Source organism: Sulfurovum indicum (assembly GCF_014931715.1).
Lineage (GTDB): Bacteria > Campylobacterota > Campylobacteria > Campylobacterales > Sulfurovaceae > Sulfurovum > Sulfurovum indicum.
Genome location: NZ_CP063164.1, coordinates 1,619,805 through 1,642,885, shown reverse-complemented (window position 1 = coordinate 1,642,885; position 23,081 = coordinate 1,619,805). Strand labels below are relative to the sequence as shown.

The following is a 23,081-nucleotide window of genomic DNA, read 5'->3' as shown; positions in this document are numbered from 1 at the left end:
AGTAATAGCATTATTAATGTTGGTGGCTTTAACAAGCCTGAATGCCGTTGAGTTTGAACTGAGCGGTTCGGTTGTTTCTGATAATCAGAAGATGATGACCAGCCGTTATATGGGATATGTCAAAAGAATGGCGGTTAGTGAAGGTGATATTGTCAATAAAGGGCAACTGCTTTATGAAATTGATTCAAAAGAGATAGAAGCTGCAGAACGTCAGGTAGACCTGGCAATCTCCCAGGCACGTTTGGCACTGCAGATGAACAAGAACCAATACAATAATGTGTTGACAAATCTTGCACGTCATCAGCGTCTTTATAAAAAGAAGATGGTCTCAAAGTATGAACTTGAAACGCTTGAACTGGCTGCCAAAAACCTTAAAGATATGGTTCAGATTGCACAAGAACAGGTTAATCAGGCTTTGGCAAAAAAAGAAGAGGTGCTTAACCAGTATAATTACCTTAAGATCACAGCTCCCAACCATGGGGTGATTGTTGCCAAAAAACTTAACGAAGGTGAAATGGCGATCCCGGGTATGCCAGGAGTAATCCTGACGGATCTCAGCAATCTGAAGATTGTGGCTGAGATCTCTGAGACACAGTTGCGCTATATCAAATTGGGGAAAGAGGTAGATGTTTCTATCCCTTCAATCGGGTTTGAAGCAAAAGGCAAGATCTCTTCGATTATTCCAAGTTCCAATCCTATGACACACAAGTTTAAGATCAAGATCGAGTTCGACCATAAAGAGCGTGCTGTTTATCCGGGAATGTATGCCAAAATTATCATAAGGGCATAGTGATGGAAAAGAAAAATGAATATCAGGTGACTGATTACGCCGGTAAGCTGGCTAAGGGGTTTCTTCGCAATCCTCTAACAGCAGTATTGGGTGCCTTTTTGCTTGTTATGGGATATCTTGCACTCAATATCATGCCGCGTGAAGAGGACCCGCAGATCGCGATCTCCGGAGGAGGGGTTGTAGTAGCTATGCCCGGAGCTTCTCCCCGTGAGATCGAAAACATTATTATTAATCCTCTGGAGCGTAAACTCCGTGAGGTTAAAGGGATCGAGCATATTTACGGACAGGCATTTGACAATTACGGTGTTGTAAGTGTTATGTATTATATTGGTGAAGACAGGGAAGATTCAAACCTTAAACTTTATGATAAAGTGATGCAGAATATGGACCTAATGCCAAAAGGTGTTATGCAGCCGCTTGTCAAGCCATTCGATATTGATATTGATATTCCTATTCTGACGATCGCTTTTTATGCAAAAGACAAAAAAGTAGATGATGTCAAACTCTTTGAGGTGGTACGCAGAATCCAGCAGAAGCTCAATGCTGTGGAAAATGTTGCCAAAACAACACTGCAGGGAGCACGAAAAGCCCAGTATAATATTGAAGTAGATATGGGAAAACTTTCTGCCTACCATCTCTCGCTGGGACAGATTATGAAAGCGGTACAGTCTGTTGCTGTGGACGTACCGGATGTCAAAGGCCGTACCCGTGATAATAAACTGGTTATCTTCGGCGTCAAGAATGCGATTGAAAGCGTTGAGGATGTAGGAAGTGTTATTGTGGCACAGTATATGGGATCGCCTATCTATCTTCGTGATGTGGCAAAAGTGACTGAAGGTGTGGATATACAGAACTTTAAAACAGCAAAAATACGTTTTAAAGAGAATGAAAATGCTTCCTCTCTTGGGGAAGAACGCAGTCAGATCACACTGACGGTGGCGAAACTTGCCGGTACCAATGCCGTGTTTGTTGCAGAAGATGTACTTGAAGTATTGAAAGAACATGAAGAGGAGTTTGCCCAGAAAGGGATAGGATATCTGGTTACCCGGAACTATGGTGAACGTGCAAATGAAGCAGTCAATGAACTGATGCGACACCTGATCATTACGATTGTGATCATTGCTTTGATGCTTGTCTTCGCACTGGGTTGGAAAGAGTCGGTTATTGTTACATTCACTGTTCCGGCAATTTTGGCTGTTACACTCTTTGTAGCATTTCTTTCCGGTCAAACGATCAACCGTATTACACTGTTTGCCTTCCTGCTTTCGCTGGGACTGTTGGTCGATGCGGCGATCATCGTAATTGAGAATATTCATAGACACCTGCATGCTCATGATGCGGATACCAAAGAGATGGACGAACTGCTTATAGAGGCGACAGATGAGATCGGTGCACCGACAAATGTTGCCACACTGGCGATCATTCTGACGATGGTTCCTATGGCATTCGTAGGCGGTATGATGGGGTCATTCATGAAACCTATTCCGTATAATGTTCCGGTAGCACTGATCGCTTCACTTTTTGTGGCATACATCTTTACACCGTATCTGAGTTTGAAACTATTGAAAAAGCCGACACACAATCATCAAGATAAAGGGGAGAAATAATGACAGGTTTAGAAAAGCTTATTTATAGTATCCTCGGCAGCAAAAGCAAGAAGAGATTGGTTATCGTTGTAACAGCAGTTGCATTTTTTCTCTCTTTGCTGATGTTCCCTTCCAAACTTGTACTTGCAAAGATGCTTCCGGGCAAGAGTGACAACACCTTTTCTGTGTATATTGATACTCCTACGGGAAGCTCTGTTGAACAGACAAACAAGGTGAGTCAGTGTGTTATTGACATTCTTAAAAATGAGAAAGAGATCATGAACCTTGAACTCTTTTTAGGGCAGGGAATTCCACTTGATTATGCTGGACTGGTTAAAGGCGCAAGTATGAAGATGACAGAAAATGTTGCTGAGATCGCAGTGAATCTTACCGATAAGCATAGCAGGGACGAGCCTTCATTTCTGATGGTACAAAGACTGCGCCCGATCGTCAAAGAAAAGTGTCTGCCGCTTATCAAAGGAACCAATATAAAATTCATAGAGCAGCCGGCAGGTCCTCCGACATTGGCTTCCATTGTTCTTGAGGTACACGGTGAGAATTTGGATAAAGTACGTGAGATATCTATGAAAGTAGCTAATATTTTCCAGAAAACAGATGGTCTGGTCGATGTAGATATAATGGCGGATGAGATCTTTGACAAATATGAGTTGATACCGGATAAAGAAAAGATCGTTAGAAGCGGTTTGAGTGTAGAACAGGTAAACAACATTCTTTATCTGGCATTTGAAGGTATGGAGATCGCACATAAGAACTCCAAGAATGCACCTGATCAGATCCCGATGTTCCTGGTACTGGAAAAATCAAGTAAGAGCCTGTATTCACAAAGCAAGGAAGCTCTGCAGAGCAAACTCTCTTCATTGAACCTGATGAACAAGAAGGGTATGATGGTACCTCTAAGTGAAGTGGTGACCGTCCGAAAAGTCAAGTCAAGTCCTTCGATTATGCATAAAGACCTTTCTCGAATGGTTAATGTCATAGCTGAGACAGACATGGTCTCCCAAGTCTATCCGTTGCTCGCAGCAAGGGATGTCATGCTCAAAGAGTTCGCAAAGGATTATGACATTGAAAAAGCAGGTTTTACGACCTATATGTTCGATCTTTATCTGACCGATAAAAAGAGTGGAGAGAAGTTTCTGCTTCGATGGGATGGGGAGATGAAAGTGACACTTGACACCTTTAGAGATCTTGGAAGTGCATTTATTGCAGCGTTGGTATTGATCTTCCTTTTATTAGTAATCTATTATAAAAGTTTTGCTCTCAGTGGCATTATCCTGCTGGGATCGTTCCTTTCTTTGATAGGGGTGATTGTAGGACACTGGGTTGCAAATCTTTTTACAAGTGAAACTTTTTTCCTGACAGCGACATCGCTTATCGGGTTTATTGCCCTGATGGGGATCAGTTCAAGGAACTCGCTGCTGCTCATTGACTTTGCCAAGTCACTGATGGAGTGTCATGGTATGGAAAAAAGAAAAGCGATCGCTGTTGCTGCAGCAACGAGAGCAAAACCAATTGCTTTAACTGCGGTTGCGATCATCCTGGGGTCTGCACTTCTTGCATCTGATCCTGTTTTTGGTGGTTTGGGAGTAGCGCTGATCTCAGGAACGGTTGCAGCTGTTTTTGTATCGCTTCTTTTTGTACCGGTATTGATGCATAATACGAAAGCGATGGACTTTACACCTGAAGAGCAGTGTGACATCGACAATATATCAATTACGAAGTAAGCAGTAAAGAGGAATGCGAAGGTCGTAAACAGCAAAGACTGGGTCATCCCGGTCTGTGCAAAACCGTCTATCCATTATCCTTTTACCAACTCTTTGCTATAATCTTCCAATTTATTTTATTAAGGATGTATTATGGCGACAATCGGCATGGGTGATATTAAAAAGGGTGTAAGACTCGAGATCGATGGTAACCCGTATAAAGTAACAGAGTTCCAACACGTTAAACCAGGTAAAGGTGCAGCATTCGTCCGTATTAAGATCAAGAATCTTAAATCAGGTAAAGTTATTGAGAAGACGGTACATGCTGGAGACAAGTTTGAAGTACCTGAACTTGAGCAGAAGACAATGCAGTATCTTTATGATGATGGTGAATTTCTTCAGTTCATGGATACAACGACATTCGAACAGATCGGTCTGACACATGATCAGGTAGGAAAAGAGACTTTTGACTTCATGGTAGACGGTATGGAAGCGGAAATTCTTTTCCATAATGGTCAGGCTATCTCGGTAGAGATTCCAAATACGTATGTATATGAAGTAGTAGAGACACCACCAAACTTTAAAGGTGACTCACAAGGTGGCAAAAAACCGGCAACACTCAACAGTGGTGCCGTGATTCAGATCCCTTTCCATGTACTCGAGGGTGAAAAGATTAAAGTCAATACCGTTGAGGGTGAGTATCTGGAAAAAGCGAAGTAGTTGTTTCTGCCGTTCAGTACCTGTAGGCAAAGGAGTATTGCCTGCAGGCATCTGCTATCTTACGGTTTTTTGCTATATTTAGACTGGTTAGGCTTGGTTTGTCAGCCAGTGATTCTTTATGTACAGAATCAAGACAACTTATGAACCTCCTTTTAATATAGATTTTCCTTTATCTTTTCAGTACAAAAAAGAAGATTGTTTTCCCAGAGATACAAGGATACTCTTTTCTCTTATTTGTATTTGCCAGCGTATTGTATAAAGGTGATACAAGAAATAAAAATAGATACAAGTTCGGTAAAGATGGTAAAAAGATCTTTTTCAGATTGTATACAAAAGTGATCAATTTTGGACAAAGAGTGAAAAAAACATCATTTTTGATCTTATCTATAGAGTTAAGTTCCTGAAAATGCTAAAATAGAAGATCTATTGTTAGAAAAGGAGTATCAGATGGAAAAGATCTACGACCTGATCATCATTGGAGGTGGTCCGGGTGGCATTGGCTCTGCTGTTGAGGCGAAGGTACTCGGTCTTGGAGAAGTGCTGTTGATCGAGAAGACAGAGAATCACTCCCATACAATACGAAAATTCTACAAAGATCAGAAACGTGTTGACAAAGATTGGCAGGGACAGACAGTGGTGCTTGAAGGGAATGTAGATTTTTTTGACGGAACCAAAGAGAGTACACTGGACTATTTTGATGCATTACTGGATGATGAGAAGATCGATACGCGTTTTAACTGTGCAGTGGAAAAAGTGGAAAAACATGAGAATCTTTTTTATGTCTCTTCAGGATGCGGTATTGACAAAGCCAAAAATGTGATCATCAGTATCGGGCGTATGGGAAAACCAAACAAGCCTTCCTACAAGATACCTCCTTCTCTAAAAACAAAGATCAACTTCAATCTTGAGCGTTGCGGCAGTGGAGAAAAGGTACTGATTGTCGGTGGTGGGGACAGTGCAGTAGAGTATGCCTGTGAATTGAGCTCCTGCAATGAAGTGACTTTAAATTACAGAAGAGAGATACTTTCACGTCCAAATCCAACCAACCAGAATATGATCAGGGAATACAGTGATAAAAATGCAGTCACTCTCAAACTTGGTGTGGATATAGCAGGTCTGGAGAATGAACATGGAAAAGTCAAAGTCAATTTCACCGATGGTACGGAACTTTATGACCGTGTGATCTATGCTATAGGAGGGACGACACCTAAAGATTTTTTAAAGAGTTGTGGTATAACATTGGATGAGCGTGGTGAGCCGATCTTTGATGAGAACTATGAGAGTGAAGTCAAGGGGTTGTATATTGCCGGAGATATTGCATTTAAAAGCGGCGGTTCCATTGCGATCGCGCTTAACCACGGATTTAGGATAGTAAATCATATATTAAACAAGGAGAAGTAGTATGGCAAGTGTACTGTTACCATTGGCAAAAGGATTTGAAGAGCTTGAAGCGGTGGCGCTCATTGATGTGATGCGTAGAGGCGGTATAGAGGTAAGAACAGCCTACCTGGAAGATGAACTGCAGGGTAATCTGGTACTGGGTGCCAACGGTATTACCGTACAGGCAGATACCTCCATCAAAAATATTATCAGTGATGATTTTGATATGATGGTGCTTCCCGGCGGCTGGGGAGGAACCTATGCACTGGCGGAGAATGCGAGAGTACAGGAGCTGCTTAAAGAGTTCAAGGAGAAAAAAGTGGTCGGTGCTATGTGTGCAGCGCCGTATGCTCTGAAAAAAGCCGGAGTACTGGGTGAGAAGTATACGGCATATCCGGGAGCAGTCGAAGAGATTGACCATCCGGGGTATGTATCGGACCAGAAAGTAGTCGAAGATGGTAATGTGATGACTTCTCAAGGACCAGGAACGGCGGTCTGTTTCGGACTGGCGATCGTAAAACGTCTGGTAGGAGAAGAGACGGCACAGCAGATCAAAGAGGGTATGCTGCTTGGCTACTGTTAACTTGCAATGAAACAGAAACTTCAAAAAATCCAAGAGAGGATGGTACACGACCCAAAACTCAAAAAAGCGGTCGATTCCATCCGCCCCAAACGCACCCTTTGGGGTGTAGTCGGGATCATCCTCTTCTTTTTTGTTCCGGAACTTATTACCTACATCTGGCAACCCGAACTCACTGCTTGGGCACACACCCACAGCATCACCGAACCGCTTGCTATGCAGCGTATGCTTTATGCGCAGCTTGAAAAGATGTTTGCTGACGGGGTAAGCTGGCTGAACATTGGTATAGGGGTAGTGTTTCTTTTTTGGGTCTGGCGTTCCAAAGCGTAAGATATTTTAATCTCTTTTTACGATAACTCTGCTATATTTAGATACTATTTTGAGAATAAAACCAATATCAATTTAAACGATTTATTTTAATGAGGTTATCTATGTCCCAAGAACCAACAAAACCGAAATTCACGCACCTGCATCTGCACACAGAGTATTCTCTCCTTGATGGTGCCAACAAGATTAAAGCATTGGCAAAGAAGATTAAAGAGCTTGGTATGACCTCGGTAGCGATGACTGACCACGGCAATATGTTCGGAACAATCGACTTCTACAATACGATGAGAAAAGAGGGGATCAAGCCCATAATCGGTATGGAAGCGTATGTCCATAACCAGTCTGAACTTGGGGACAAATCGGTACGTCAGCGGTTTCATCTCTGTCTGTATGCAAAAAATGAGACCGGGTACAAAAACCTGATGTATCTGAGTTCTCAAGCGTATCTGAACGGTTTTTACTATTATCCAAGGATCAATTGGGAACTTCTTAAAGAGAACAGTGAAGGGCTCATCTGTTCATCTGCCTGTCTGCAGGGCGAGGTTAACTGGCACTTGAATCTTTCGGAGCGTAACCTGAAATTCGGTGCCAAAGGGTATGAAGAGGCTAAGCGGGTGGCATTGAAGTATAAAGAAGTATTCGGTGATGATTTTTACCTGGAAATTATGCGGCACGGCATCGGTGATCAGCACCGCATTGATAAGCAGATCATTCAGCTTTCACTGGAAACAGGTATCAAGATCATTGCAACCAATGATACCCACTATACCAATCCTGAAGATGCCGATGCACATGAAGCCTTTATGTGTATCGCGATGAACAAACTCTATGATGACCCTAACCGACTCCGTCACTCAGTACATGAGTTCTATGTCAAGTCACCTGAGGAGATGGCAAAACTTTTTGCAGATATTCCGGAAGCTTTGGAAAATACACAGGAGATCGCTGATAAGTGTAATCTTGAGATCAGGCTGGGGAATCCGACACCGCCGAATTTCAAGTTTGCAAGGGAACGTGCGGCGGATATTGGGCTGACGCTGCCCGAACCGGATAAAGAGTATTCGCTGGAGAACGATAAAGCCCTTTTCATAGAAGAGTCCAGACGAGGGCTTGAGCGCCGTTTGAAGATCGTACCCAAGCAGAAGCATCAGGAGTACAGAGACCGTCTGCAGGTTGAAATAGATATTATCAATAATATGAAGTTCCCCGGCTATATGCTCATCGTCTGGGACTTTGTCAAAGCGGCAAAAGATATGGGTATACCGGTAGGCCCCGGACGTGGGTCGGCAGCAGGATCACTGGTAGCCTACTCATTGGAGATCACAGATATTGACCCAATGCCTTACGGTCTGCTTTTCGAGCGTTTCCTTAACCCTGAACGTGTATCGATGCCCGATATCGATATGGACTTCTGTCAAGCGCGTCGTCAGGAGATATTGGACTATGTAGTCGAAAAATACGGTCGTGTGAACGTAGCACAGATCATTACCTTCGGTAAGCTGCTTGCCAAAGGGGTCATTCGTGATGTTGCCAGAGTACTGGATATGCCGTACTCCAAAGCCGATGCGATGGCGAAGCTCATTCCTGATGAACTGGGGATCGACCTCAAAAGTTCGTATGAGAAAGAGCCTAAGATCAAAGAGCTGCTTGAGCGTGATCCGCAGGCAAAACGTACTTGGGAATATGCTTTGGCACTGGAAGGGTTGAACCGGAATGCCGGAACCCATGCGGCGGGTGTGGTCATCTCGAATGAACCGCTTTGGCAGAAGACTCCGCTCTTCAAACCGACAGGGCTGGATACGCTTGCGACACAGTACAGCGGGAAGTATGTAGAAGATGTCGACCTGATCAAGTTCGACTTCCTTGGACTCAAGACACTCACGGTCATTGAGGAGGCACTCCAGCTGGTCGAGAAGCGTCACGGTAAGCGTATTAACTTTGTCGAAGAAAACATTGAAGATCCGAAAGTCTATGAGTATATTAGTACAGGTGAGACACTTGGGCTCTTCCAGATCGAATCGGCAGGAATGCAGGATCTTGCCAAGAAGCTTAAGCCGAACGGTTTTGAAGATATCATCGCGATGCTTGCACTCTACCGTCCCGGACCGATGGAGTCTGGGATGCTTGATGACTTCGTTGACAGAAAGCATGGTCGTGCGGAGATCACTTATGACTTCCCGGAGCTTGAGCCGATCCTCAAACCGACCTACGGGGTCATCGTCTATCAGGAACAGGTCATGCAGATCGTACAGACCATCGGTGGCTTCTCCCTTGGCGGAGCGGATTTGGTGCGTCGTGCGATGGGTAAGAAGATTAAAGAGGAGATGGATAAACTCAAAGGGGAGTTTGCCGAGGGGGCTGCGAAGAAAGGTTTTGACAAGACCAAAGCGGAGAACCTCTTCGACCTGATCGTCAAGTTTGCCGGATACGGGTTCAACAAATCCCACTCTGCTGCCTATGCGATGATTACCTTCTACACCTCCTATCTGAAGTACTACTACCCTACGGAGTTCATGGCAGCGATTTTGACATTGGAGAAGAACAATACCGACAAGGTCGTCAAGTATGTTGATGAGCTTAAACGTATGGGCATTAAGCTTCTGCCGCCGGATATCAACAGGTCAGGTCTGGTATTTGAAGCGACCAGTATTGACGGTGATGAGGTTGTCATGTTCGGTATGGGTGCGATCAAGGGAGCAGGGGATATTGCTATAAATTCCATTCTTGAAGCCAGAGGCGAAGCGGTATTCAAGGACTTTTCAGACTTTGTCTCCCGTATTGATTCCAGTAAAGTGAACAAAAAAGTGATCGAGTCACTTATTAAAGCAGGGGCACTTGACAGTTTCGGATACAGCCGTAAAGCGATGCTTTCACAGATTGAGGAGATCATTGAGACAGCCAAAAAGGCGGGTGAAGCCAAAAAAATGGCAGTAGGCTCCCTCTTTGGAGAAGGAGAGGAGATGACGTCTGTCAGGCTGGAGCTTAAAGAGATGGATGAGTTCGAGCCGATGGAGATCCTTGAGATGGAAAAGGAGTCACTGGGATTCTATGTCTCCGGCCATCCGCTTGACAAATACCGTGAAACGCTTGAGAACATCAACTATACCCTCAGTTCCGAGATAGATGATCTGGCAGACGGTTCACAGGCACTTTTCATCGGTAAGATTGAAGAGATTACGGAAAAGATCTCCAAGAAAGGAAACAAGTTCGGTATAGCCAATATTATGGACCTGCACGGGAACATCGAGCTGATGCTCTTTGAGAACCGTCTCAAGGAACTTGAAGAGGATTTTGACATTACCAAACCGATCGCATTTAAGGTGAAGATCAGTAAAGATGGGGATTTTACCCGGATGAATATTCTCAAGATCGAGTCACTCAAAGATGCCAAGAAAGAGAAGATAAAAGTTAAAAAAGAGGAGAAGCATACCCCGGAACCTGAACAGCCACCGCTTATTTTGGCACTTAATCTGATGCCTGATGCAAAAACGGTAGAGGACCTGATGTGTCTGGTTGAACGCTATCCCGGTAAACGGCCATTGGAGCTTCGTATTAAATCCAAACTGGCTGATGTGATTATAGAGAGTAAATATAAAGTGAGTGAAATGATCCTTGAAGAGGCAAAAGCGCTTGGTATTTATAAAGAAGAACCGCTTATTGTGGAGAGCTGAGATATGCTTGAAGCCGGATTTAAAAAAGATCTTACCCGAGGATCACATCAAGATACATCATCAGAATAAAGCCTGCAAAAAGAGAGTTGACGGCTAGATCTTTGTTGTTGTGTTTTTGAATATCCGGTATGATCTCGTAGATGATTACATAGAACATTGCCCCTGCAGCAAATGCCAGCCCTATGGGTAAGATAAAGCTGATAAAACTGACAGTTAATATGCCTAAAAGAGCTGAGAATGTTTCAACAATACCTGATATGGCAATACCAAGTGCAGCGATTTTTTTGCTGTAACCGATACTTAAAAGAGCCAAACCTACAGCCAAACCTTCGGGAATATCCTGCAATCCTATACCGATAGTAAGACTTACTGCTTTATGGGTATCCTCCTGTCCGTATCCCATTCCAACCGCCATACCCTCGGGGAAGTTGTGCAGTGTGATCGCAAAAATAAAGATCCACACTTTATTTGCAAAATCATTGCTAATGTTCGTTTGGGTATGAATGTAGTTCTCAAAGTTGAAATACCTGCTGACTATTTTGATGAGTCCTATACCAGCCATCATCGATACAGAAACAATTGTAACCGTCCAGAATGGTGAAAGTGAAAATACCTTTATACTCTCTTCCAGTGCAGGAAGAAGTAGCGAGAAGGTTGTTGCAGCAAGCATGATCCCGCCGCTCATACCAAGCATGAGGTCCTGTTTTTTCTGATCGATATGTTTAAAGAAAAGCAGAGGAATAACACCTGCAAGAGTCATTAGTCCTATGAAGATACCGGCAATTGTTCCCTGCCAAATGACAGGTAAGTTATATAAAAACTCCATCTCTGTTTCCTGATATCATTTTTTATGATACGCTTTTAAATTCAACTATATCTGTTTATTATCATAGCATCTTTAACCCGGTTTAGTATATTATAGGTTTATGCAGAAGTGACTGATGGATTCAAAGTGTATCGATTTGGACCTCTGAAACAGTAGAGTAAAGATGAATATTTTCTGCCAAAGTATGTGTATGCTTCGGTAACACTTTGGAACACTTTCTGCAACAGGCAAGAAAAAAAGCAATAGACTGCTGAAGATATTTTGCCCTTATTGCCAAGAATACTATTTACCAATGTGTAAAATAGAAACAGGAACAAATATAACTTTGAGAAAACTATTTGATTAATATGACTGCGATAAAAATGATGCTACACTCCTCATACAAATAATTTAAACTTAAAGGAACTGACTATGTCTAAACCAAAGATTCTATGGTCAAAAATTGACGAAGCACCGGCATTGGCGACTTACTCGCTTTTCCCTATTGTAAAAGCATTTGCTAGTGAGGCAGGTGTGGATGTTGAGCAGGTAGATATTTCTCTTGCAGGACGTGTGCTTGCTGCAATGGGTCTTGCTGAAGATGAGTTGTCCAAGCTTGGAGAATTGGTTCTTAAGCCAGAAGCCAACATCATCAAGCTTCCTAACATCTCTGCATCAATTGGTCAGCTTAAAGACTGTATCGCTGAGCTTCAGGGACAGGGATATGATATTCCTGATTTCCCTGAAAATCCTTCAAATGCCGAAGAAGAAGCGATCAGAGCAAAATACAATGTTTGTCTCGGTTCAGCAGTTAACCCTGTACTGAGAGAAGGTAACTCGGACAGAAGAGCAGCAGCAGCTGTTAAAAAGTTTGCACAGAAACACCCACACAGACTTAAGCCGTTCTCTGAGAACTCAAAAGCATATGTTGCTCATATGGAAGGTAACGGAGACTTTTATGCAAATGAGAAGTCTGTTACTATGGATAAAGCACAAAAAGTGACTATTGCACTTAACGGTAAAGAATTGGCGACGATCGATGCACTGGATAAAGAGATCCTTGATGGTACATTCATGTCTGTAAAGGCCCTTAGATCATTTATCCGAAAAACGATCGATGAGGCAAAAGAGAAGGGTGTGATCTGGTCAATTCACCTCAAAGCAACAATGATGAAGATCTCTGACCCTATTATGTTCGGTCATGCACTTGAAGTATTCTTCGAGGATGTCTTTACAAAGTATGCTGATCTTTTTGCCGAGCTGGGCGTTGATGCCAGACTGGGTATCTCAGACATTGAGAAAAAACTTGCTGGTCATGAAAAAGAGGCAGAAGTTTTGGCTGCATTTAAAGCTGTAGTAGAGAGTGACAGTCCAAAGATTGCTATGGTCGACTCAGACAAAGGTCAAACAAACTTTAATGCATCAAATGATGTGATTATTGATGCTTCTATGCCGGTAGTTGTAAGAGAAGGTGGTAAGCAGTGGGATAGAAATGGTGATGCACTAGAGTGTGTTGCAGTCATCCCGGACAGTACCTATGCTATGTTCCATGCTGAGATGGTAGCAGACTGTGTTAAAAACGGGCAGTTTGATGTCACAACCATGGGTAATGTATCGAATGTGGGTCTTATGGCTCAAAAAGCTGAAGAGTACGGTTCTCACCCGACAACATTTGAAATGGCTGAGGATGGTGTCGTAACAGTTACTGCTGAAGATGGTACCGAACTGATGAGATTCGAGGTTGAAAAAGGTGATATCTGGAGAATGTCCAGAGCGAAAGATATTCCGATCAAAGACTGGGTAAGACTTGCTGTTGAGAGAGCAAAACTTACTGGAAACCCTGCAGTGTTCTGGTTGGATGAGAACAGAGCACATGATGCTGAGATGATCAAAAAAGTAAATGAATATCTTAAAGAGCATGACACGACCGGTCTTGACATCAAGATCATGGATGTTACATCGGCTACAAGATATACAAACGAAAGAGTAAGAGCCGGTAAAGATACGATATCAGTTACTGGAAACGTTCTTAGAGACCACTTGACAGATATGTATCCGATCCTTGAGCTTGGGACATCTGCAAAGATGCTTTCTATTGTACCGCTTCTTGCAGGTGGTGGTCTTTTTGAAACAGGCGCAGGAGGTTCTGCACCGAAGCACGTAGATCAGTTCCTTGCAGAAGGTCACCTCAGATGGGATTCACTCGGTGAATTCCTTGCATTGGCTGAGTCTTTGAGAATGGAGTACCAAAAAGGTGGAGATGACAAGATCGGTGTATTGACAGAAGCACTTGATAAAGCGAATGAAGGTTATCTTGACAATGATAAAGCACCAAGCAGAAAGTGTGGAGAGCCTGATAATAAAGCATCTCACTACTGGGTAGCACGTTACTGGGCAGAAGCGCTGAGTACACAAACTGCTGATGCCGCGCTTGCTGAGAAGTTCACACCGGTAGCAGATGCATTGGCAAAGAATGAAGAGAAGATCCTGGAAGAGCTTCTTGCAGCTGAGGGAAGTCCGAAAGATATCGGTGGTTACTTCCATCCGGATGATGCAAAAGCAGAAGCGGCTATGAGACCGTCTGCTACACTTAACAGCATTATTGACGCTATCTGACAGCATCAACTTATTGCCAAAAAGTAGCACTTGCTGCTTTTTTTACCTTCTCACAGGGCTTTTTGGCTCTGTGTAACCCTCTTTATGATAAAATAGATATCCAAAACTTATACATAGGACACTAAGACTTCATTGGCATTGCAAAACATTTTTGATAACTTTTTTGAAGTTATGAGCGATGTTTTGCTGGTAAGTCGATCCTATGATTTCATAACTAGGGAGAATAGAGATGGCAAAAGGTAAAAAAGTCACAGTTATCGGTACAGGGAACTTTGGATCGACTGTTGCATTTATTCTGGCAATGAACGGTGCATGTCACAATATAGTACTTCTCGGAAGAAACTATGATGTGGCAAAAGGAAAAGCACTCGATATGTCACAAGCCGCCAATGCAGCGAGACAGCATACTATTGTAAAAGCGGCCAAAGGTCCGGAAGATATGGCCGCTTCTGATGTGGTTATCATCACTGCAGGTGTACCAAGAACACCTGGAATGAGCAGAGATGACCTTCTTGTAAAAAATGCAGAGATCGTCAAAAGCTATGCAAAAGAGATTAAGGAGCATGCACCGGACTCCATTGTCGTTGTTGTATCCAATCCCCTCGATGTAATGACATATGTAGCACTCAAATATACAGGCTTTCCAAGAGAAAGAGTAATGGGAATGGCAGGTATCCTGGATGCAGCACGTATGGCGCACTTTATCTATGAAAAGCTGGAATACGGGGCAGGTCAGATCCGTGCTACCGTCATGGGTGGACATGGTGATACGATGGTACCGCTTCCCAAGTTTACTACTGTAGCAGGTGTACCTATTGAGGATCTGCTTGACTCTGAAGAGATCGGTGAGATCGTACGGAAAACAAGAAACGGTGGTGCAGAGATCGTTAACCTTCTTGGAGACGGATCTGCATACTATGCACCTGCAAAATCAACGACAGTTATGGTTGAAGCAATTCTTAAAGATACCAATCAGATACACTCTTGTGCAATTCTACTTGAAAATGATTACGGTTATTCCGGTGTAGTTTCCGGTGTACCGGTCATGATTGGAGCAGGTGGTGCAGAAAAGGTGATCAATATGACACTTAAACCGTTACAGCAAAAGCGTTTCAAGAACTCTGTTGCATCCGTGCAGGAAATGATAGATAAGCTTCACGAATTGGATTTTTTTGCAGAACTTAGAGAAGAGAAGAAGTAATTTATGACAAAGCGTAAAGTAGGGATTATCGGTGCAGGTGCAGTAGGAGCGACTGCAGCATACTCTTTGAGTATGATGGGAGTATGCGGAGAGATCGTTCTTTTTGATATTGCTGAGGGTGTAGCCAAGGGAAAAGCGATTGATATCGGACAGTCGGTACATTATGCACCTGTCAGTACGATCGTTACAGCAGCAGAGTCTCCGGCAGATGTGAATGATTGTGACATTGTGGTTATTACTGCCGGTGTACCGCGAAAAGGGGATATGACACGTGAAGATCTTTTAATGATCAATGCAAAGATCATGAAGAGTGTTGTGGAAGATGTAATGAAGTACTCCCCTGATGCAGTGATCATCTGTGTCTCCAATCCGCTTGATGTGATGTCCTATGTGATCCATAGGATGACAGGGTGGGAGCGTAACCGTATCATTGGTATGGCCGGGGCACTTGATGGTGCCAGAATGGCATACCAGATATATAATAAACTGGGATATGGTGCAGGGCAGACAGGTACTCTTGTCATCGGTGATCATGGACAGCATATGATCCCTCTTCCACATAAAGTACAGGTTGGTTCGGTGAATACATTAGAACTTCTTAGCAAAGAAGAAATGGAAGAGATTATTGAACGTACCAGGAACGGCGGGGCAGAGATCGTCAAGCATCTTGGAACTTCCGGCTACTATGCTCCTGGCCGTGCCATTGCCTATATGGTTGAAGCGATACTCAATGACTCCAAAGTAGTTGTTGCATCTTCTGTGCTGCTTGAAGGAGAATACGGATACAGCGATGTTTCTGTCGGTGTACCTGTCGTGCTTGGTAAGCACGGTGCAGAGAAGATAATTGAGATTGAACTGGATGATGCGACCAGAGAAAAGTTCAAAACGTCAGTAGAGAGTATCCGGGAAGGGATAGACATACTTAAAGCGAATAAATTTTTTGATTAGGAGAAAGTAACAGATGGAATATAGAATAGAAAAAGATACTATGGGAGAAATGCAGGTTCCTGCAGACAAGTATTGGGCTGCCCAGACTCAGCGTTCTGTACAGAATTTTCAGATTGGTGTTGAAAAGATGCCGATGGAAGTCGTTTACGGATTTGCAAACCTGAAAAAAGCATGTGCCCTGGTGAACAATGAGCTTGGCCGTCTTGAGGATGACAAGACTGATGCAATTGTTAAAGCATGCGATAGTGTACTTGCCGGTGAACTTGATGATAACTTCCCGCTGGTAGTATGGCAGACAGGTTCGGGTACACAGTCAAATATGAACATGAATGAAGTAGTCGCCAATAAAGCAACAGAACTTCTTGGTGGAGATTTTACCAAGGAACATCTGGTTCATCCAAACGATGATGTGAACAAGGGGCAGAGCTCCAATGATACTTATCCAACCGGTATGAGAATTGCTGAGGTGGTGGCAGTAACAGATAACCTTATCCCGGCACTTAAACAGCTTAAGGGAACACTTGAGGCAAAATCAAAAGCTTTTTCGGATATTGTGAAGATTGGACGCACGCATCTTCAGGATGCAACACCATTGACCCTGGGACAGGAGCTTAGCGGATATGTTGCTATGCTTGAAACAAACCTGAAACAGATTGAAGATGCTCTTGTTTACTGTAGAGAGCTTGCCATCGGAGGTACCGCAGTAGGTACAGGACTCAACTCCCATCCGGAATTCTCACAGAGAGTTGCAGCACAGCTCAATAGCTTTATGGAAAAAGATTATGGCTTCGTTTCTCAGCCTAATAAGTTCCATGCATTGACAGGTCATGATGCTGAAGTGGTACTTTCAGGTGCACTTAAGGCATTGGCAGCAAACTTAATGAAGATTGCTAACGATATCAGATGGCTGGCAAGCGGACCGAGATGCGGACTTGGAGAGATTGAGATCCCGGCCAATGAACCTGGTTCATCCATTATGCCGGGCAAAGTGAATCCAACACAGGCAGAGGCGATCACTATGGTTGCCGTTCAGGTGATGGGGAACGATGCAGCGGTTGGTTTTGCAGCTTCACAGGGAAATTTCGAACTGAATGTCTTTAAACCGGTTATTGCCTACAACATTCTACAGTCAGTAAGACTTTTGGCTGACTCTATGAGAAGCTTTGATGTTAATTGTGCTGTCGGTATTCAGCCGATAGAAGAGAAGATCGAAAAATTCCTCAATGATTCTTTAATGTTGGTAACAGCACTTAATCCGTATATTGGTTATGAGAACGCTGCAAAAATTGCTAAAACAGCACATGCAAACGGTACAACTCTGAAAGAAGAAGCAATCAATCTTGGTTTCCTTTCAGCAGAAGAGTTTGATCGTTATGTTCAGCCGCAGGAAATGATTGCTCCCAAGGCTTAAATTTTACAAAAGGTAGCAATTTGCTGCCTTTTCCCCGAAAACCTCATTAAAACTGTGTAAAAATTTACCACTTTATTAAAATCACACTTTATAATAATTCAATTAATCATATATTATCAGCGTTAGTTGTACAATAAAGGAACTTATTGAAAAAAAGGAGACTGCATGAATATTCATGAGTATCAGGCAAAGCAGATTTTTGCCCAGTATGGTGTGCCGACACCACGAGGAATCGTTGCAAATACACCGGATGAGGCTGTAAAAGCAGCACATGAACTTGGTGGAAATATCTGGGTGGTAAAAGCGCAGATCCATGCGGGTGGCCGTGGACTTGGCGGAGGTGTTAAGCTGGCTAAATCGATTGAAGAGGTTAGAGAGCTGGCTGGCGAGATTCTTGGAATGACACTGGTTACACATCAGACCGGACCGGAAGGTAAACTGGTCCAAAAGATCTATATAGAAGAGGGTGCCGATATTCAGGATGAGCTCTATCTTGGTGTAGTATTGGACAGAGCGAAAGAGATGCCTGTGATCATGGCTTCTACCGAAGGTGGTATGGAGATTGAGAAAGTTGCTGAAGAGACACCGGAAAAGATTGTAAAAGTAGCAGTTGATCCAGCAGTCGGATTCCAAGGATTCCATGGAAGAGAGTTGGTTTTCGGTCTTGGTATTACTGATAAGAACGAGCAGAAAAAATTCATTGATTTTGCATCGAAGCTTTATAAAGTCTATATGGATAAAGATGCCGAAATGATCGAGATAAACCCTCTCATAAAAACAGGCTCTGGCGACTTCCTTGCACTTGACGGAAAGATGGGATTTGATGACTCTGCACTCTACAGACACCCTGAAATCGAAGAGATGAGAGATATTTCTGAAGAAGATCCGGATGAGAGAGAAGCAGCACAGTATGGTTTGAGCTATATTGCACTTGACGGTGAGATTGGATGTATGGTTAACGGTGCAGGTCTGGCAATGGGGACGATGGATACGATAAACTATATGGGTGGCACGCCGGCGAACTTCCTTGACGTAGGTGGTAAAGCGAATGCTGAAACGGTCGCAAAAGGATTTGAGATCATTCTGAAAAATCCGAAAGTAAAAGCGATTTTTGTTAACATATTCGGTGGTATTGTAAGATGTGACCGTATTGCGAACGGTATTTTGGAAGCGACAAAACTGGTAGATGTACATGTACCGGTCGTGGTTAGACTGGATGGAACAAATGCAGTAGAAGCAGCAGAGATTCTTGCAAATGCAAACATTGCCAATGTTATTCCTGCTACTGACTTGGCAGACGGTGCGAAAAAAGCGGTAGAAGCAGCAAAAGGAGCGAACTAAGATGAGTATTCTGGTAAATAAAGACACAAAAGTTATCGTACAGGGATTCACCGGAAGTGAAGGTACTTTCCATGCTGAGCAGTGTATTGCCTATGGTACGAATATTGTTGGTGGTGTTACACCGAACAAAGGTGGACAAGAGCATCTTGGCAAGCCGGTATTTAATACAGTGAAAGATGCAGTTGATGCAACAGGAGCGACAGTCTCTATGGTATTTGTCCCGCCTGCATTTGTTGCAGATGCAGTCATGGAAGCTGCTGATGCTGGAATTGAACTGGCTGTTATCATTACAGAAGGTGCTCCTGTACGTGACATGCAGATGGCCAAAGCCTATGCAGTAAAACATGGAATGATGACGATAGGACCGAACTGTCCGGGTGTTATTACTGCTGAAGAGTGCAAGATCGGTATTATGCCGGGTAATATTTTCAAAAAGGGAAATGTTGGACTTATTTCCAAGTCAGGAACACTGACATATGAGGGAGCAAATCAGGTAGTCAAAGAGGGGTATGGCATTACAACGGCAGTTGGTATCGGTGGTGACCCTATCATTGGTCTTAGCTACAAGCAGCTTCTTCCAATGTTTGAGGCAGATCCAGAAACTGAAGCTATCGTGATGATTGGTGAGATCGGTGGTGATCTTGAGATCCAGGCGGCAAAGTTTATCAAAGAGAATATTAGTAAGCCGGTAGTTGCTTTTATTGCCGGTCAGACAGCACCCAAAGGCAAGAGAATGGGGCATGCCGGAGCAATCGTAAGCGGCAGTGCAGGTACGGCAAAAGAGAAGATGGACGCACTTGAAGCAGCAGGTGTAAAAGTGGTTGTTTCTCCTGCAGATATCGGGAAAGCGGTTAAAGAAGTATTGTCTAAATAATCTTTTTTCAGGTCAGGGATCTCTCCCAGACCTAAGTTTACATTTTTTAATCTACTTTTAACGCAACGAAAATCTTTATTAACTTATTATGTTTAGTGACTTATTATAATTGAACATTTAGTTTTGTTCCTCCTGTTCTATTTTTCTTTTCTTCAGTAAAGAAAAGAAAAAAGTAGAACCCGAGGTCAGCAAATGCAGTTGTGTAGAAAAACTTCCTTGAACAAGAAAAAATGCATTTAATGTATGATTTTCTTCAAACTTTCTTGACAGGTTAATCTTTTTTATGGAATGGTGTCTAAACACTAAATATGATTAAAAGGTAACGAAATGATACAAACATTTAAAGTGCAAAATGTCAAATGTGAAGGTTGTGCACACACATTGAAAGAAAAATTGCGTCCTCTGTTTGGGGAAGTCAAGGTTGATCTTGAGTGCGAACCACGGGAGATAACACTCGATATAGAGGAAAATCAGAGAGAGATGCTCTCAAAGACACTGAAGTCATTAGGATATCCTCTGGTAGGTGAGAAATTGGGATTTGTTGAAAGCAGTTCAGCAAAAGCAAAAAGTTTTGTCTCGTGTGCTATTGGTAAAATTAACACCTGAAAAAGCATAATTTTGTTGCTTCGAATGGTAACAACATCCCTTATACAACCAATAATTCAAGCTTATTTATAGCAACATTACGAAAAGTAAGATATCCTTTACTTAGTGAATAAGGGTAATCCTTAGTATATCTCACGAAATAACTATAACTAAAAAGGGGAAAACATGGCAGTAATGGCAGCTCCGGAAAATACTCCAGTATGGGTAGATACATCTCGATGTAAAGCATGTGACATTTGTGTAGACGCATGCCCTGCAGGTGTTCTTGCAATGAAAGCAGAACCAACTTCAACACTAGGTGCAATGATCAGTATTGTTGCACCGGAAGCATGTATTGGATGTAATGAATGTGAACTTACTTGTCCAGACTTTGCTATCTATGTGGCTGAAAAGAAAGAGTTTAAATTTGCTAAGTTGACAGACTCGGCAAAAGCTAGACAGGAAGCGATCAAAAACAATGGGTATAGATTACCTGAAGATTATAAGGAGGCGAACTAATGTCAGCAACAAGAGAGATTATTTCAACTGGTAACGATCTGGCTGCGATTGCAGCAGTAGATGCCGGATGTATGTTCTTTGGTGGGTATCCAATTACTCCATCAAGTGAAGTAATGCACACTATCTCTGACCTTCTTCCAAAGGTTGGCGGAACAGCGATTCAAATGGAAGATGAGATAGCAGGTGTAGCTGCAGCTATAGGTGCCGGTATGGCAGGTGTAAGAACACTGACAGCAACATCAGGACCTGGTATCTCACTTAAAGCGGAGAACCTTGGTCTTGCGCAGATGGCAGAAGTACCTTTGGTTGTCGTTAACGTTATGAGAGGAGGGCCGTCAACAGGTCTTCCAACACGTGTATCTCAAGGAGATATCGCTCAGGCCAAAAATCCATCTCACGGTGATTATAAATCAATTACTGTATGTGCCGGGACACTGGCAGAGTGTTACACAGAAACTGTAAGAGCATTTAACCTTGCAGATAGATTTATGCAGCCGGTTTTTGTTCTTTTGGACGAGACACTCGGTCATATGCATGGTAAAGCAATGCTTCCATCAGTTGAAGAGGTAAAAGCAGGTATTAAACCAAGAAAAACATTTGACGGTCCGGCTGAAGAGTACAGACCATACGGTGTTGCTCAAGATGAGCCGGCTGTATTGAATCCAATGTATACAGGATACAGATACCACTTTACAGGATTACACCATGATGCAATGGGATTCCCGACAGAAGAGATTGAAACCTGTAGAAAACTGATTGACAGACTCTTTAGAAAAGTTGATGAGCACAGAGATGAGATCGAAAGCAATGAAGAGTATCTGCTGGATGATGCAGAGATTCTTCTTGTCGGTTACGGTTCAGCGTCTCTGGCGATCAAGGAAGCGATCAACGTATTGAGAGAAGAGGGGATTAAAGCAGGTCTTTTCAGACCGATCACGATCTGGCCGTCTCCGGAAGAGCGTATGTATGAACTGGGACAGAAATTTGACAAAGTACTTGTTGTTGAGCTTAACCAGGGACAATATCTCGAAGAAGTACAAAGATCTATGGGAAGAAGAGATATTCATAAGCTGACAAAAACGAATGGTCGCCCATTCTCACCTGCAGATATTATTGAAAAAGTAAAGGAGCTATAAGATGGCATTTAATTATGATGAATATTTAAGAATGGAAAAGATGCCAACACTTTGGTGTTGGGGTTGTGGTGATGGTGTAATCCTTAAAGCATTTATCCGTGCAATCGATAAACTCGGTTGGAGTAAAGATGATGTGTGTGTGGTTTCAGGAATTGGTTGTTCAGGAAGATTCTCTTCTTATGTTGACTTCAATACAGTCCATACGACACACGGAAGAACTGTAGCGTTTGCAACAGGTATCAAGCTGGCGAATCCTGATAAAAAGGTGATTTGTGTAGCAGGTGACGGTGATGGTCTTGCGATCGGCGGTAACCATACAATTCATGGGTGTAGAAGAAATATCGATATTACATTGATTATTATACAAAACTTCATTTACGGTCTGACTAACTCTCAGACATCACCAACAACACCACAGGGTATGTGGACAGTTTCTCAAAAAGCAGGGAACATCGATCCTACATTTGATGGTTGTGAACTTGCTATTGCTGCAGGTGCTTCATTTGTAGGTAGAGAGAATGTAACTGCACCGAAGAAGCTTGAGAAGTTGCTGCTGCAAGCAATGGAACATAAAGGTTTCTCTTATGTTGAGGCAATGTCAAATTGTCACATCAACCTTGGTAGAAAGAACAAAATGCAGTCTGCAATGGAGAACCTTGACTGGATCGACTCTATTACTGTTTCCAAGAAAAAGTATGATCAGCTCAGCCCGGAAGAGCAGTTGAACCTATTCCCTACCGGAATCTTGAAACAAGATACAGAAGCAGGTGAGTATTGTGAATTGTATAAAGAGATCCAAAAAGTTCATCAGGGTGAAAGAGGACCGATCACTCAAGATGACTTCAAGAAAAAAATATAAGGAGAAGAGCC

The 23,081-nt window shown here is 42.9% G+C and carries 19 protein-coding genes; 18 read left to right on the top strand and 1 reads right to left on the bottom strand.

Going from position 1 to position 23,081, the window contains the following annotated elements; all coding sequences use genetic code 11:
• Positions 1–16 precede the first annotated feature (16 nt).
• The 8 genes from IMZ28_RS08135 to dnaE all read left to right on the top strand — a co-directional run bounded on the left by IMZ28_RS08135 (position 17) and on the right by dnaE (position 10,775).
• Positions 17–790, top strand: a complete 774-nt coding sequence (locus tag IMZ28_RS08135; RefSeq protein WP_408646984.1) for an efflux RND transporter periplasmic adaptor subunit — start codon at positions 17–19, stop codon at positions 788–790.
• 2 nt (positions 791–792) lie between these two features.
• Positions 793–2,397 carry an efflux RND transporter permease subunit gene (locus IMZ28_RS11100; protein ID WP_197548083.1) on the top strand — a complete coding sequence of 535 codons (1,605 nt, stop codon included), beginning with the start codon at positions 793–795 and terminating at the stop codon, positions 2,395–2,397.
• Positions 2,397–4,118 (top strand): efflux RND transporter permease subunit, encoded by a 1,722-nt coding sequence (locus tag IMZ28_RS11095; RefSeq protein ID WP_197548082.1) that lies wholly within the window; start codon positions 2,397–2,399, stop codon positions 4,116–4,118. The genes IMZ28_RS11100 and IMZ28_RS11095 overlap by 1 nt, the downstream gene beginning before the upstream one ends.
• A 132-nt stretch (positions 4,119–4,250) precedes the next feature.
• Entirely contained in the window at positions 4,251–4,817 is a 567-nt protein-coding gene (gene efp / locus IMZ28_RS08120) for an elongation factor P (RefSeq protein ID WP_197548081.1), read from the top strand.
• A 447-nt stretch (positions 4,818–5,264) separates the two neighbouring features.
• On the top strand, positions 5,265–6,218 hold the full coding sequence (locus IMZ28_RS08115) for an NAD(P)-binding domain-containing protein (protein WP_197548080.1): 954 nt from the start codon (positions 5,265–5,267) through the stop codon (positions 6,216–6,218).
• A 1-nt stretch (position 6,219) separates the two neighbouring features.
• Complete coding sequence (locus IMZ28_RS08110) at positions 6,220–6,780, top strand: DJ-1 family glyoxalase III (RefSeq protein ID WP_197548079.1); 561 nt, start codon at positions 6,220–6,222, stop codon at positions 6,778–6,780.
• Between the two features lie 6 nt (positions 6,781–6,786).
• Positions 6,787–7,107, top strand: coding sequence for a hypothetical protein (locus IMZ28_RS08105; protein WP_197548078.1), 321 nt, complete (start codon positions 6,787–6,789; stop codon positions 7,105–7,107).
• A 101-nt stretch (positions 7,108–7,208) separates the two neighbouring features.
• A complete protein-coding gene (gene dnaE, locus IMZ28_RS08100) occupies positions 7,209–10,775 on the top strand; it encodes a DNA polymerase III subunit alpha (RefSeq protein WP_197548077.1) in 3,567 nt (1,188 codons plus the stop codon).
• Between the two features lie 31 nt (positions 10,776–10,806).
• Here the strand turns inward: dnaE and IMZ28_RS08095 are convergent, their stop codons facing one another.
• A complete protein-coding gene (locus IMZ28_RS08095; protein WP_197548076.1) occupies positions 10,807–11,601 on the bottom strand; it encodes a ZIP family metal transporter in 795 nt (264 codons plus the stop codon).
• A gap of 411 nt (positions 11,602–12,012) precedes the next feature.
• Between IMZ28_RS08095 and IMZ28_RS08090 the strand changes: the two genes are divergently transcribed.
• The 10 genes from IMZ28_RS08090 to IMZ28_RS08045 all read left to right on the top strand — a co-directional run bounded on the left by IMZ28_RS08090 (position 12,013) and on the right by IMZ28_RS08045 (position 23,070).
• Complete coding sequence (locus IMZ28_RS08090) at positions 12,013–14,196, top strand: NADP-dependent isocitrate dehydrogenase (protein ID WP_197548075.1); 2,184 nt, start codon at positions 12,013–12,015, stop codon at positions 14,194–14,196.
• 229 nt (positions 14,197–14,425) lie between these two features.
• Complete coding sequence (locus tag IMZ28_RS08085) at positions 14,426–15,397, top strand: malate dehydrogenase (protein ID WP_197548074.1); 972 nt, start codon at positions 14,426–14,428, stop codon at positions 15,395–15,397.
• A 3-nt stretch (positions 15,398–15,400) separates the two neighbouring features.
• The gene (locus IMZ28_RS08080; RefSeq protein WP_197548073.1) at positions 15,401–16,345 is read left to right on the top strand and encodes a malate dehydrogenase; all 945 of its coding nucleotides are present in this window, start codon (positions 15,401–15,403) and stop codon (positions 16,343–16,345) included.
• A gap of 13 nt (positions 16,346–16,358) precedes the next feature.
• A complete protein-coding gene (gene fumC / locus IMZ28_RS08075; protein WP_197548072.1) occupies positions 16,359–17,756 on the top strand; it encodes a class II fumarate hydratase in 1,398 nt (465 codons plus the stop codon).
• 165 nt (positions 17,757–17,921) lie between these two features.
• Complete coding sequence (gene sucC / locus IMZ28_RS08070) at positions 17,922–19,097, top strand: ADP-forming succinate--CoA ligase subunit beta (RefSeq protein ID WP_197548071.1); 1,176 nt, start codon at positions 17,922–17,924, stop codon at positions 19,095–19,097.
• Between the two features lies 1 nt (position 19,098).
• A complete protein-coding gene (gene sucD / locus IMZ28_RS08065; protein ID WP_197548070.1) occupies positions 19,099–19,971 on the top strand; it encodes a succinate--CoA ligase subunit alpha in 873 nt (290 codons plus the stop codon).
• Positions 19,972–20,298: 327 nt separating this feature from the next.
• Entirely contained in the window at positions 20,299–20,577 is a 279-nt protein-coding gene (locus IMZ28_RS08060) for a heavy-metal-associated domain-containing protein (RefSeq protein ID WP_197548069.1), read from the top strand.
• A 165-nt stretch (positions 20,578–20,742) separates the two neighbouring features.
• Positions 20,743–21,075: a 4Fe-4S dicluster domain-containing protein gene (locus IMZ28_RS08055; protein WP_197548068.1), complete on the top strand. Its 333-nt coding sequence runs from the start codon at positions 20,743–20,745 to the stop codon at positions 21,073–21,075.
• Positions 21,075–22,211, top strand: a complete 1,137-nt coding sequence (locus IMZ28_RS08050; RefSeq protein ID WP_197548067.1) for a 2-oxoglutarate synthase subunit alpha — start codon at positions 21,075–21,077, stop codon at positions 22,209–22,211. The genes IMZ28_RS08055 and IMZ28_RS08050 overlap by 1 nt, the downstream gene beginning before the upstream one ends.
• Position 22,212: 1 nt before the next feature.
• On the top strand, positions 22,213–23,070 hold the full coding sequence (locus IMZ28_RS08045; RefSeq protein WP_197548066.1) for a 2-oxoglutarate ferredoxin oxidoreductase subunit beta: 858 nt from the start codon (positions 22,213–22,215) through the stop codon (positions 23,068–23,070).
• Positions 23,071–23,081: the final 11 nt, after the last annotated feature.